The following is an 11905-nucleotide window of genomic DNA, read 5'->3' on the forward strand; positions in this document are numbered from 1 at the left end:
TACCTGACCCCGATGCAGTTTGCGCAGGGGCATGAGCAAGAGTTTTTAACCTCGGACTCTAACTGTGCTTCGTACTAAAACCGGGGGCAGGTCAGGACAGCCGCTTGCTCATCTTCGATGACCATGTTGTGTCTTTCTCGCCAGCGCTGATCAGGAGCGGACCGGGATAATCATCGATTGCAATGGGCTGGGACGGCATGAGTGCTTCTGAACTGCCTTTCCAAGTCCATGCTCGCCGCGCAGGATCCCACGCCTGCCAACCCGGGTCGCCGAGGTCTCTCCACTCGCGGGCGTCGAACGCGCCGCATATCACGGAGAGTTTGACGCTGCCGAATACCTGGACAGTGAAGAGACGATGGCCGAATTTCTGTCAGCGGCGCTCGAAACGGGGGATGCCGCTTTTATTGCGGAGTCGATCGGCGTGATCGCTCGAGCGAAGGGTATCGCTCAAATTGCAGAAGAAACGGGCCTTGGACGTACAAGCCTATACAAGGCACTGCGCGCAGAGGGGAACCCGGCGTTCTCGACGGTACTGCAGGTCATGAAGGCACTTGGGTTGCACTTGCAGGCCAAGCCCGCCGTATCCAAAGAGAATGTGGAGTCCGGCAAGCGTGGGGCCAACGCCAAAGCGAAAGGTGCAAAGGTGAGCGCGTCCCGAAATGGCGGTGCAAACAAGCCTACAAGCAAGAAGCCCGCGACTCGTACCAAGCGGGGCTCTGCAACGGGACACGGAAAGGTCATCCCAACTTAACAACGGTCTGTGTGCGTCTGCTGCCCCACGCCCACACTTCGCCCCACACCAAACCGTTTCCCGCACACCCAACGCCCAGCCTCGCTACGATCCTCCTGTATCACGTGGCGGCAGTCTGACCGCCAAACAGGAGGGCACTCCGTGCCGCATACCACCACGCCCGCATCCAGCCACGTCACTGATCTGGCCCTGCTGCTCCCGCTGTCGACCTTGTGGGGCGCGTCGTACACGTTCATTCGGGTGGGCGTGGAGACCATTCCGCCGCTCACCTTCATCGCCGCCAGAACGTTGATCGCGGCGACGCTGCTGTTGGCGTGGATGCGCAGCCGCAATATCCGCATGCCCCGAGACAGGCAGGTCTGGATGCGCTTCGGCGTGCAGGCGCTGCTCAACAGCGTCGTGCCGTTCGCACTCATCGCCTGGGCCGAGCGCTCGGTGGGGGCGAGTCTGGCGACCATCCTGAATTCGACGTCGCCCGTGATGGTGTTTGTGGCCACGGCGTTCGTTACGCGGCACGAATCGGTGTCGTTGCGCAAGCTGGTCGGCGTGATTGCCGGGTTTGTCGGCACGTGTTTTGTGATTGGGCCGAGCGCGCTCGATGGGCTGGGAGGCCAGCTCGTTGCGCAACTGGCCATCCTGGCGGCCACGGCGTGCTACGCAGGCGCGGCCATCTACGGCCGGTCGTTCAAGGGGCTGCACCCTGCGGCGCCTGCTACCGGTTCGTTGCTGATGGGCGCGTTGGTGCTGACGCCCACCAGTCTGCTTGTGGATCATCCTTGGGCACTTCAGCCTTCTGCGCGTTCGCTGATGGCGTTGGTGGCGCTGGCGGTGTTCTCTACGGCCCTCGCGTTTGCCATTTACTTCCGGCTCATTCAAACGCTCGGCGCGATCGGTACGACTGCGCAGGCCAATCTGCGCGTGCCGATCGGGGTAGCGATCGGCGTGGTGTTTCTGGGGGAATCGTTGCCGCCTTCAGCGTGGATCGGGCTGGCGTGTGTGGTGGTGGGGGTGGCGGCAATGTCGATGCCGGCGCGGGCCACGCAGGTGCTGCGGGCGTAGCGCGACACAACCGCATCGCCGCGTCAATGCGTCACCGCTCCCCATCCCCCACATGACTCGCCGCCAGCCGCTTGAGTTCCGCGCGCGCCGCTGCCAACCGGGAGTGCAGCACAGTGTTCTCGATCAGCAACAGCAGCAGCACAAAGCTCGCACCCAACAGCCCGAACATGCGGCCGGCATAGAACCCCAGGTCATACCGCCCGCCGTTGAATACGGCGCTGAGCGCGACATCGCAGATCCACACGCACAGCACCACCATCAGCCAGACATCGAGCGTCAGGTGCGGGCGGCTGCGCCAGAGCGCGACCAGCGCAGCCACGCAAAAGCACCACGTGCCGCCCGCCACGATGCCCATGGTGCGCGTGTAGCGGTTGGCGGCCATGATGGTGGGCAGCAGGTGATCGCCCACGGTGGCAAGTAACACGCAGGCGATGGACGCGCCCAGCACGGCCCCCACGGTGGCCAGCGCCGTTTGCCGCGTCAGCGTGTGGACTGGGAAGCGGCCGGGCTCGCGCTCTTCGCGGCTTTTGAGCACGGCGTAAGCGATGACAAACAGCGGAAAGCCCGTGTGCCAGAACATGTAGATCCAGGCGGTGCTCTGTGGCCCGGCGCCCAGCAGGCCGCCGGATGCGAACAGCCCCGGAAATGACAGCAGGTGCCCCACCGCCGTGGCGGCCGTGAACAGGTAGCCGCTGGCGAGCGCCAGCATCGCACGCGACCGCGTGATGGCGAACTGCCCGAAGAGCAGCGCGGCGGTAATCAGGTCATTGAGGATGAGGGCCGATTCGTAGATCGGCACGAACGATGGAAGTTGCGCCAACTGCACCTTGGCGAACGGCACGGCCGACACCAGCACCACCAGCGACAGTATGGCCACTGCCTGCGCCATCCAGTATGTCCGGCGTCCTGGCGAGAGGTTCAGCAACAAGCCTCGCTGCATGTCCAGCGTTTCCGTCATCCCGTTGGCCCCCTTGCGGTGACTGTGTCACTCGTTCGCTTGTGGTGTGACTTGCTGTGCGACTGCGCAGCCCGGGTGCAACCCCTGCTATAGACGCGTGATAGTCAGCGGCCTGCCCGATGTCAACGCGGCGAAGGGGTAGAACTTTCAGGCCTGGTGCCGCTGGCGGCCAGCAGGGTGTTACGGGGAACGCCCGAGTGCGGCTTGCGTTGTGCGGGAATAGACTGGTGGCCACCCCACGGCACCGCCCTGCAAAGGAGTGCGCATGCAACCTCATTCCACCACTGCCGCCACGGCAACCCCCGCCACGAACGACGCACTGGTTCTGCGCGACGACCACGACGGCGTCGTCACCCTGCGGCTGAATCGGCCCCTACAGTTCAACGCGTTGTCTGAAGCCATGCTCGATGCGCTGCAGCGCGTGTTGGACGACATTGCACAAGATGCGACGGTGCGCTGCGTGGTGCTTGGCGCCGAGGGCAAGGCGTTCTGCGCCGGGCACGACCTGCGTGAAATGCGCGGCACGCCGGAGCTTGCGTATTACCGTGCGCTGTTTGCGCGCTGCAGCGTGGTAATGCAGGCCATTCAGGCGCTGCCGGTGCCGGTCATCGCGCGCGTGCATGGCGTGGCAACGGCGGCGGGTTGCCAGTTGGTCGGCAGTTGCGATCTGGCCATTGCCTCGGATGCGGCGCGGTTTGCGGTGTCGGGCATCAACGTCGGCCTGTTCTGCTCGACGCCGGCGGTGGCGTTATCGCGCAACGTGCTCGCCAAGCGCGCGTTCGACATGCTGGTGACTGGGCGCTTTATCGATGCGGCCACGGCGGTCGACTGGGGCCTGATCAACGAGGCCGTGCCGGCGGCAGAGCTCGATGACGCGGTCGCTCGCAAGGTGGCGGACATCGTGTCGAAGAGCCCCACCGCCATCCGCTACGGCAAGGCGATGTTCTACCGGCAACGGCAGATGCCGCTTGCCGATGCCTATGCCTACGCAGGCGATGTCATGGCCCGCAACATGATGGAAGAAGACGCCGGCGAGGGCATCGATGCCTTCCTGGAAAAACGCCCCGCCCGCTGGCGCTCGTAGGCGCTGTTGGGGCGGGGTCAGGCGGCCGTGCCCGGACTCGCGACTTAGCGCCGCCTGCGCCCGGGCGCCGGATACGCGGTTGGGTGGCAGCCAGCGAATGCGACGCCATCACGTTTGCGCGAGAAACGTAGCGATGCGATCGGCAATCGCATCGGGTGCATCTTCCAGGCTGTAATGCCCAACGCCAGGCAACCGATGCACCGGTGCATCCGGAAACAGCTCGCTGAACAGCGGCAGGAAATGTTCCGCATGCAACGTGCGATCGGCCATGCCCCAGATCGCCATGGCGGGTTTGGTGACAATGGCACGGCGCGCTGCAGCGTCCGGCAGTTCAAAACGATGCGCGCCGGTAGCAAAGCCTTTGGCCCAGCCGATGGCGCCAGCGCAGTCCGCCGGCGTCGCAAAGCGCGCGCCGTACGCCTGCAACCACGCATCGTTGATGAGCCGGTGGTCTTCAAAGCCATTGAGCTTCAAGGTGCTGAGGATATTGAAGCCGAGTTCACCCAGTACGGCTTCAAGACGCCCCTCGGATTCGGCCCGCACGATCCACTGAAACCACGGCGATACCGCCGCATTGGCGGCCAGACGTTCACCCAGCGTCGCCTGCCCGAACGGCGTTGGCCCATTGACGCTGACAATGCGCCGCATGCGGTCCGGATGCCGTGAGGCCAACCCCATCCCGACTGGTCCGCCAAAGTCGTGCATGACGAGCGTGATATCGCGCAGGTCCAGCGTGAGCACGAAGCGCTCAAGGTTGTCGATGTGGTCTTGCAGCCAGTAGCTGCGTGATGGCGGCGTTCCGCTCTTGCCGAAGCCCATGTGGTCGGGCACCACCATGCGGTGGGTGTCGCGCAGCACCGCGATCAGGTGCCGGAAGAGGAAACCCCATGTGGGCTCGCCATGCAGGCACAGGACGACTTCGCCATCGGCGGGTCCCTCGTCCACGTAATGCATCGGAAAGCCCGGTGCATCGGTAAAGCGAGGTGCATAGGGGTACATCCCATCGAACGTATCAGTACGCATGCCCTGTCCCTCTTCATTCATGTGGTTGCAAAATGAAACCGTTGCGTTATAGCAGTCGAGGTTTTATATTGCAACCACATTCAATGTGAGGGCGCGCACGGTATGCGCGATGCAGATGGTCAAACGTACGAGCCACGCGGATTCTCTTTGCGGCGTCGCCAGGCCACTGGACGCCATTGGCGACGGGTGGTCGCTGCTGATCGTTCGCGATGCGTTTGACGGCCTGCGCCGCTTTGGTGAGTTTCAGCGCAGTCTCGGACTGTCGAAGAACATCCTGGCGGTGCGCCTGCGCAACCTGGTTGCGCACGACATTCTCGAGACGGTGCCGGCGTCCGACGGCAGCGCGTATCAGGACTACGTGCTGACCGAGAAAGGGCGCGCGCTGTTTCCCCTGCTGGTGGCGCTGCGGCAGTGGGGTGAAGCGTTCTGCTTTGCGCCGGATGAGGCGCACGTTGTACTCGTCGACAAGGCAACGGGTAAGCCGGTGCCTCGCCTTGAACTCCGTGCGCAGGACGGGCGCGCGCTGGCACCGGAGGATACGGTGGTCGTCCACCCATCGGCCATCAGGCCGACGAAGCGCCAGCGGGCGAAGGCGGGCTGAGCGTTAGCGCTCAGGCGCGAGCCGCCGTTTCACTCGGCAAGACCCAGCCGTTCGAGCAGGCGCCGGGTATCGGAAGGCGCTTCGACCTTTTTATCGTTATCAGCGGATGCGATCGGCCCAGCGGTCGAGCGCGGCATCGGCATAGGCGCCGCTGTAGAGCGCATCGGCGCCATGCAGGCGGAGGTCGACGCGATGTCTTCTACCAGCCGCAGCGGCCATTCGATCAGGAATGCGGGTTGCCCTGTGCGCGCGGTGCGCGTCACCGATGCGGCGCGCTCACCTGCGCTTGCACGTGCATCAGGCCGGTTTGCGGCGCGTGCAGGCCCAGCGGCTCGTCGGTCAGATCGCGGGCAAGCGAATACGCCGTGATCACGGCCAGCGTGACGCCCACGATGGCCAGCATTTCCCGGGTGTCCATACGCATCTCCTCCTTGGCTCCTTAGGTTCCTTGTGTGCGTGGTTTGCGCCCTGTCTTGTCGGTGTCGGGCGGCGTTGCAGCACGGACGCAAAGTTCAGGCCTGAGGAAGCCAAATGGCGGAGTGACGCGGGTGTTTGCTGTCTTACCGTGCGCGCAACGAAGACGGCGGCACGCCCAGCAAGCGCTGAAAACTGCGGCGCATGCGCTCGGTATCGCCAAATCCGCACTCGGTGGCCACCCGTTGCATGGAGACGGCCCCGCTTTCCAGCGCGGCGCGGGCCGCCTCAACGCGCAATTTTTCCACGGCCTTTGCAGGGGTGAGACCGGTTTCGACCTGGAACGCGCGGGCGAAATGGCGCGGGCTCATGCAGGCGTGCTCGGCCAGATCGCCCACGCGGTGCGGTGCGCCCAGGTTGCGCCGCACGTGGTCGAGCAGCGGCTTGAAGCGGCCGCGTGCCGAATCCATCTCATTCAGCGCGGAAAACTGCGACTGCCCGCCCGGCCGGCGGTAGTACACGACCAACTGCCGCGCCACCGCGCGTGCCAGGCGCTCGCCCAGGTCTTCGGCGATGAGCGCGAGCGCCAGGTCGATGCCGGCGCTGATGCCGGCGCTGGTCCAGATGGGGCCGTCGTTTACGTAGATGTGGTCCGGTTCGAGCTGCACCTGCGGGAACGCGCGCGCGAACTGCTCGCTGCGGCTCCAGTGGGTGGTGGCGCGCCGACCGTTCAGCAAGCCCGTGGCGGCCAGCAGCAGGCTGCCCGAACACACGCTGGCGACGCGCGCGCCGCGGGCTGCGCACCGTTGCACGAAGCGGCGCGTGCGTGCATCCGCCATGGCCGCATCCACGCCGTCGCCGCCGGCAATGAGCAGCGTGTCGACCTGGCTGGCCGGGGGCAGGGCGTCGGCATCCCAGCGGGCCCCGGAAGAACTGCGTACAAGGCCGGCCTGCGCGGCAACCGTGCGCAGCGCGTAGTGGTCGTCCCGATACCGGCTGGCGACTTCAAACGCCGCCACCGGCCCCGCAGCGTCGAGCAGTTGGAAGTCCGGAAAAATGAGCACAGCGATGCGGTGGGCCATGGCAGAAAAAGTGGGAGACTGGTCATTGCTGCCAACACGATAGAGCGCGATCCTGTTAAGCGTCAACCTGCCATCACATCACTTTCAGGAGATCCGAACCATGACGACTTCCCCATTCATCGTTGTCTTTGCGCTGTACAACCGTGTCACCCAGCTCGACTTCACCGGTCCGCATGAGGTGTTCTGGCGGCTGCCCGGCGCGCAATGCGTGGTGGCTTCCGCAAGCGGTGGCGAGATCCATGCCGATGGCGGTCTCACCATCTCGAACGTGCAGAGGTTGGCGGACATTCCGCATGCTGACCTGATTTGCGTGCCCGGCGGTTTCGGTGTGATCGAAGCCATGGAAGACGCAGAGTTCGTGCGCCAGGTGCGGCGCCTGGCCGACGGCGCGCGCTATGTCACGTCCGTCTGCAGCGGCTCGCTCGTGCTGGGCGCGGCGGGGTTGCTGCAGGGCAAGCGCGCGGCCTGCCACTGGGCATGGCGCAACCTGCTGCCCGCGTTTGGCGCCACCGTCGACGAAGCCCGCGTAGTGCGTGACGGCAACCTCATTACCGGCGGCGGCGTGACCGCGGGCATCGACATGGCGCTGACGGTCATGGCGGACATCGCCGGTGCCGAGCATGCGCAGGCCGTGCAGCTCGGTATCGAATACGCGCCCGCGCCGCCGTTCGATTGCGGCCGCCCCGAGCGTGCGGCACCGGAGATTCTCGAAGCGGTGACGTCGCGGCTGGATCGTTTGCGTGCGGATCGCCATGACGCCGTGCAGCGGGCGGCGCAGCGCCTCTGAGCGCCGGCGCCGGCCGGAGCCGGATTGCGGCGACAATGACGTCTTTCGACGTATCCACGCTCCAGACTGGCGCCGCATTCTGCATGAACACACCGTCTTCCCAACCCAACGCCCGTGGTCCGATCGGCATCGTTGCTGCCCTGCATGAAGAGATCAACGAATTGCTGACATGGCTGTCTGACGCGCAGTGCATCCACATCGGCAGCCGAGATTTCTGGACGGGCGAGTTGGACGGCCAAACGGTCGTTGTGGTGCTGTCGCGCGTCGGGAAGGTGGCGGCGGCGTCCACCACTGCCGTGTTGATCACACAGTTCAACGTACGCGCCGTGGTGTTCGCTGGCGTGGCGGGGGCATTGGCCCCGGGCGTGGCCGTGGGCGACGTGGTGGTGTCGGAAGAACTGCTGCAGCACGATGTCGACGCGTCGCCGCTGTTCCCGCGCTGGGAGATTCCGCTGACCGGCATGGCGCGTTTTCCCGCCGACGCGGCACTGGCCAGCGGGCTGCTGGAAAGCGCCGGCGCCGTGTTGGCTGATCCGCATGCGCTGCTCGGTCCGGATGTCATGCGGGCGTTCGGGATTGCCGCGCCGCAGGCGCATCGTGGTCTGATCGTCAGCGGGGACCGCTTCGTCTGCACCTCGGCGGAAAGCGCGGTGCTGCGCACGGCATTGCCGGATGCCCTGGCCGTCGAGATGGAAGGCGCCGCGGTGGCGCAGGTGTGCCACGAGTGGGGCGTGCCGTTTGCCGCCATCCGCACGATTTCCGACCGCGCGGATGACGCGGCCAGCGTGGACTTCGCGCAGTTCATCACCCAGGTGGATTCACGCTACGCCGTGGCCATCCTGCGCAAATGGCTGTCGACGGCCGCTGGCGCCTGAACGGCTTAATGACCCTTCGCGGCCAGATACTTGTCGAGTGCGTTGGCGCGCTCGCTCAGGCGGAAGATTTCGTTCTCCAGGCGCTGCAGATCGTCGAGCTTGCCCTTGCCGTAGATGGCGGTCTCAAAGGCCGCTGTTCTGGTGTGGAAGTCCTGCCACGCCTGCTCTGAACTCACCAGTGCTTCGTTCGCCTTGCCGTTCAATGTGCCGAGCAGCGTCTTGTACGTACGGTCGAGGCGCTCATTCTGCGCGGCCTTTTCTGCAGACAGGCATGCGCCGATTGCGTCCGCGTTGTCCGGCGCCTTGTCGACGCAGGCATAGAGCTTGGTGGTAATGCCCTGTGGTGCGCGGCGCTTGATGCCGTTGGCCAGGCTCTCGGCTGCAAATGTGCCGGCGCTGTGTGTCAGCAGCACAACGGCAACGGGAAGGGCGAGCGTCTTCAGTGTCGTCAGCGTGTTCAAGAAATGACTCCTGATCGCGTGTCTGCGATGCGTGAAGGGCCAATCAGTCTATCGGCCCGCTCGCGCCTCCGCGATCAGCCAGGCAGGTGAGGCCGCAGGTTCGCAAGGCGTTTTCCACATAGGCCTCTTTTTCGCCGACGGGGCGCGACGTAGTGCAGCGCTTCAGCGGCGGCTTCAAGGCCTCTGTGCGTGCAATGATCCACGCCGCCAGGTATGGCGAAGCAAAGCAGCCGCCGGCCGGCGCCACATTGCCGTTGGCGTAGAACGGCTGGTTCAGCACTCCTACGCCGGCTTCCTGCACCCACGGCTTGGTGGTCAGGTCCGTGCAGGCCGGGACGCTGCCCAGCAGCCCCAGCTTGGCCGATACCAACGTCCCTGAGCAGTGCGCCCCGATAACTGGCGTGACGGATCGAGCGCCAGACGCGCCATCAAGGCCGGATCGGACATCACATCGCGCGTGCGGATGCCGCTGCCGACCGCGTCGCCGTGGCGCTGCAGGAGGATGACATCTCCGTGTGCACGGCAGAGCCGTTTGCGACGTCGAAGCAGGTACCGCATGCGCTGCGGCTGGCGCTCGGCTCGGTTGCGCCCGACCGCCTCGACACCGCATTGCAGACTGTCAGGCAGCGCGTGCAAGCGCAGGTGGATCGATAACGAAAACCGTGCCAAACCTCGTGCGCTTGCCTACACTCTCGTCGCAACGAAATGGCCCAATTTCCCGACAGGAGACCCTATGAAGAACTGGCTTGCGACGATCGCCGGGTGGACGCTCTGCGCATGCGCAGCGTTCGGCAACGCCGCCCATGCGGCCGATGCGCCTGATGACGGCGCGACGCTGAGCGTCAACATCGGCACGGAGCACCGCACGCTGTCGCGCGACGCATTGCTGCACGATCCGCACCTGACCAGCGTGACCGTGGAAGACCAGAACCTGAAGCGCCGCCTGACCTTCAAGGCGATCCCGGTGACGGCGCTGTTCCGCGGGCAGGCGGTCAGCCCAGAGGCCAGCGCCACCACCGCCGCCAGCGACGGCTACGTATCGCACCTGCCGATCCGCTTGCTGCTGGGCGATCGCGCCGACGGGCCCCGCGCCTGGCTGGCCGTGGAAGACCCCGCCGCACCGTGGCCGACGCTCAAGGGCCAGGACATCGGCCCGTTCCGGCTGATCTGGACGGCGCCACCGGCCAAGGCGTCGGTGGTGAACGAAAGCCTGTGGACTTACAGCATCGTGCGTATCGACATTGCCGCGCTGCCCGGCGAGCGCTTTGCGGCCATCCGCCCGGCTGCGGGGTTGCCTGCAGATGGCCCGGTCATGCGCGGTTTCGCCACGTTCCAGCGCGTCTGCTTCTCGTGCCACACGCTCAATCGCGCCGGCGATGCCAACCTGGGCCCCGATCTGAACGTGCCGTACAGCCCGGTGGAATATCTGGGCGACGAAAAGCTGCGCCACCTGATCCGCGATCCGCAATCGCTGCGCTGGTGGCCCAACGCACGCATGTCGGCCATCGACGAGAAGACGCTTTCCGATGCGCAGCTCAATGACCTGCTGGCGTATTTTCACCACATGACCAAGCGCAAGTCGGCAGCGCAATGACGGGCGCTTAGCGCCGCTATTCGGTCGCCCAGTCGACCAGCGTGGCGATGGTGTTCATGTTGCGCGCCGTCCCCGTCTTGGCGGCGGGGATTTTCAGTTTGGAATCGGCCATGCCGTCGCCGTAGTGCACGTAGATTTCGCGGGTGCCCAAGGCCATTTCTTCCGTCCGGCGGCCGGTGGCGGCAGCCAATGCATCGGCGGGTGGCGGCGTATCCAGGAAAATCGCGACCGTCCGGCTGGGCGCCGCTGTCTTGAACGGATTGCCTTCCAGTACCGCCGCCAGCTCGGCGCCCGTTCGCACGAGCACGCCCACGGGTTTGCCGGCGTAGTCCTCCAGGCAGCGTTCCAGCTTCGCCTTGACGGTCGTTTCTGCCAGCCGGCTTTGAAAAACCACGTTGCCGCTCGCAATGTAGGTGCGTACGCCGGTCAGCCCGATCGATTCACACATCGCGCGCAATTCGGCCATGGGCAGTTTTCCTGTGCCGCCAACGTTCACGGCGCGGAGGAAGGCGATGTAGCTGGGCATGGGTTCTCCTGTTCTATCTGCCTGATCAACGGCTTACGGGCGTGCTCCGGTCCGCAACATTCTGTTACGAGATTGACGAATGTGTTTAACCCGCCCTGTTGTGCGACTTGTATTCTTCGCCCCGAATCATCGAGCCCGGATCGGTTCCCTCAGTGTTGATTGAGTGCCGCATCCTGCATTTGCGCAAAAGGAGAACACCATGTTGAAGAAAATTGCACCGGCCCTGATTGTGGCAACGCTCGCCGGCCTGACGGCTTTGCCCGCAGCGGCGGATGACCTGCGCAATGCCCTGGGCGGCGCGCTGGGTGGTGCTGGCGGGGCGGCCGTGGGCGGCGCGCTCGGCGGGCAGACCGGCTCCATCGTTGGTGGGGCGATCGGCGGCGGCGCGGGCGGCGCATTGACGGCCAACGGCCGCGAGCGCAAGGGCGCCATCGTGGGCGGCGCGCTGGGCGGCGGCGTGGGTGCGGCTGCGGGCAATGCCATGGGCGGCCACACGGGCGGCATCGTTGGTGCGGGCCTGGGTGGCGGCGCCGGTGCAGCTCTGGGCGGCAACGTCCAGCGCAATTCGTATTCCGACCGCGACGACCGGGGCTACCGTCGCCATGGCAAGCACCATCACCACCATTGATGTGATGCGCCGGTGCGCTCGCCATTGAGCGCACCGGCCGACTTCCTGCTTTCCTTCCGGCG

At 65.4% G+C, this 11905-nt stretch carries 16 protein-coding genes and 1 pseudogene; 9 read left to right on the plus strand and 8 right to left on the minus strand.

Translation table 11 applies throughout. The features are described 5' to 3' along the window. Nucleotides 1–253: 253 nt before the first annotated feature. Together ACUXH0_RS04940 and ACUXH0_RS04945 are read left to right on the plus strand one after the other, a co-directional pair. Nucleotides 254–751 (plus strand): addiction module antidote protein, encoded by a 498-nt coding sequence (locus tag ACUXH0_RS04940; protein ID WP_310736321.1) that lies wholly within the window; start codon nucleotides 254–256, stop codon nucleotides 749–751. A 141-nt stretch (nucleotides 752–892) separates the two neighbouring features. Continuing rightward, on the plus strand, nucleotides 893–1810 hold the full coding sequence (locus tag ACUXH0_RS04945) for a DMT family transporter (protein ID WP_182594885.1): 918 nt from the start codon (nucleotides 893–895) through the stop codon (nucleotides 1808–1810). 31 nt (nucleotides 1811–1841) lie between these two features. Here ACUXH0_RS04945 and ACUXH0_RS04950 read toward each other — a convergent pair whose 3' ends face one another. Then, the gene (locus ACUXH0_RS04950; protein WP_182594886.1) at nucleotides 1842–2768 is read right to left on the minus strand and encodes an MASE4 domain-containing protein; all 927 of its coding nucleotides are present in this window, start codon (nucleotides 2766–2768) and stop codon (nucleotides 1842–1844) included. 265 nt (nucleotides 2769–3033) lie between these two features. Here ACUXH0_RS04950 and ACUXH0_RS04955 point away from each other — a divergent pair, with 265 nt between their 5' ends. Then, nucleotides 3034–3852, plus strand: coding sequence for an enoyl-CoA hydratase (locus ACUXH0_RS04955; protein WP_182594887.1), 819 nt, complete (start codon nucleotides 3034–3036; stop codon nucleotides 3850–3852). A gap of 108 nt (nucleotides 3853–3960) precedes the next feature. Here the strand turns inward: ACUXH0_RS04955 and ACUXH0_RS04960 are convergent, their stop codons facing one another. After that, nucleotides 3961–4875 carry an alpha/beta fold hydrolase gene (locus ACUXH0_RS04960; RefSeq protein ID WP_182594888.1) on the minus strand — a complete coding sequence of 305 codons (915 nt, stop codon included), beginning with the start codon at nucleotides 4873–4875 and terminating at the stop codon, nucleotides 3961–3963. A 115-nt stretch (nucleotides 4876–4990) separates the two neighbouring features. Here ACUXH0_RS04960 and ACUXH0_RS04965 point away from each other — a divergent pair, with 115 nt between their 5' ends. Then, the gene (locus tag ACUXH0_RS04965) at nucleotides 4991–5476 is read left to right on the plus strand and encodes a winged helix-turn-helix transcriptional regulator (RefSeq protein WP_024974505.1); all 486 of its coding nucleotides are present in this window, start codon (nucleotides 4991–4993) and stop codon (nucleotides 5474–5476) included. Between the two features lie 29 nt (nucleotides 5477–5505). On the opposite strand, the gene ACUXH0_RS04970 is transcribed toward ACUXH0_RS04965, so the two are convergent. From ACUXH0_RS04970 to ACUXH0_RS04980, 3 genes are all read right to left on the minus strand, one after another. Next, a complete protein-coding gene (locus ACUXH0_RS04970) occupies nucleotides 5506–5739 on the minus strand; it encodes a hypothetical protein (protein ID WP_404944702.1) in 234 nt (77 codons plus the stop codon). Further along, the gene (locus tag ACUXH0_RS04975) at nucleotides 5736–5894 is read right to left on the minus strand and encodes a hypothetical protein (protein ID WP_004628097.1); all 159 of its coding nucleotides are present in this window, start codon (nucleotides 5892–5894) and stop codon (nucleotides 5736–5738) included. The genes ACUXH0_RS04970 and ACUXH0_RS04975 overlap by 4 nt, the downstream gene beginning before the upstream one ends. A 142-nt stretch (nucleotides 5895–6036) precedes the next feature. Then, entirely contained in the window at nucleotides 6037–6972 is a 936-nt protein-coding gene (locus ACUXH0_RS04980) for a GlxA family transcriptional regulator (protein WP_004628094.1), read from the minus strand. A 100-nt stretch (nucleotides 6973–7072) separates the two neighbouring features. Here ACUXH0_RS04980 and ACUXH0_RS04985 point away from each other — a divergent pair, with 100 nt between their 5' ends. Together ACUXH0_RS04985 and ACUXH0_RS04990 are read left to right on the plus strand one after the other, a co-directional pair. After that, the gene (locus tag ACUXH0_RS04985; RefSeq protein WP_182594889.1) at nucleotides 7073–7759 is read left to right on the plus strand and encodes a DJ-1/PfpI family protein; all 687 of its coding nucleotides are present in this window, start codon (nucleotides 7073–7075) and stop codon (nucleotides 7757–7759) included. A gap of 83 nt (nucleotides 7760–7842) precedes the next feature. After that, nucleotides 7843–8634 (plus strand): 5'-methylthioadenosine/adenosylhomocysteine nucleosidase, encoded by a 792-nt coding sequence (locus ACUXH0_RS04990; protein WP_024542290.1) that lies wholly within the window; start codon nucleotides 7843–7845, stop codon nucleotides 8632–8634. Between the two features lie 5 nt (nucleotides 8635–8639). On the opposite strand, the gene ACUXH0_RS04995 is transcribed toward ACUXH0_RS04990, so the two are convergent. Continuing rightward, a complete protein-coding gene (locus ACUXH0_RS04995) occupies nucleotides 8640–9095 on the minus strand; it encodes a lysozyme inhibitor LprI family protein (RefSeq protein WP_182594890.1) in 456 nt (151 codons plus the stop codon). A gap of 74 nt (nucleotides 9096–9169) precedes the next feature. Beyond that, a pseudogene (locus ACUXH0_RS05000) lies at nucleotides 9170–9653 on the minus strand (type 1 glutamine amidotransferase family protein). Here ACUXH0_RS05000 and ACUXH0_RS05005 point away from each other — a divergent pair. Together ACUXH0_RS05005 and ACUXH0_RS05010 are read left to right on the plus strand one after the other, a co-directional pair. Continuing rightward, the gene (locus tag ACUXH0_RS05005) at nucleotides 9582–9749 is read left to right on the plus strand and encodes a hypothetical protein (RefSeq protein ID WP_182594919.1); all 168 of its coding nucleotides are present in this window, start codon (nucleotides 9582–9584) and stop codon (nucleotides 9747–9749) included. The pseudogene ACUXH0_RS05000 and the gene ACUXH0_RS05005 overlap by 72 nt on opposite strands. Before the next feature lie 79 nt (nucleotides 9750–9828). Then, nucleotides 9829–10689: a c-type cytochrome gene (locus ACUXH0_RS05010; RefSeq protein WP_182594891.1), complete on the plus strand. Its 861-nt coding sequence runs from the start codon at nucleotides 9829–9831 to the stop codon at nucleotides 10687–10689. Between the two features lie 16 nt (nucleotides 10690–10705). Here the strand turns inward: ACUXH0_RS05010 and ACUXH0_RS05015 are convergent, their stop codons facing one another. Further along, nucleotides 10706–11215, minus strand: coding sequence for a DUF1697 domain-containing protein (locus ACUXH0_RS05015; RefSeq protein ID WP_004628084.1), 510 nt, complete (start codon nucleotides 11213–11215; stop codon nucleotides 10706–10708). Between the two features lie 199 nt (nucleotides 11216–11414). On the opposite strand from ACUXH0_RS05015, the gene ACUXH0_RS05020 reads away from it, so the two are divergent. Continuing rightward, entirely contained in the window at nucleotides 11415–11843 is a 429-nt protein-coding gene (locus ACUXH0_RS05020) for a hypothetical protein (protein WP_012430043.1), read from the plus strand. Nucleotides 11844–11905: the final 62 nt, after the last annotated feature.

This window comes from Ralstonia sp. 110700041-2, from assembly GCF_056280165.1.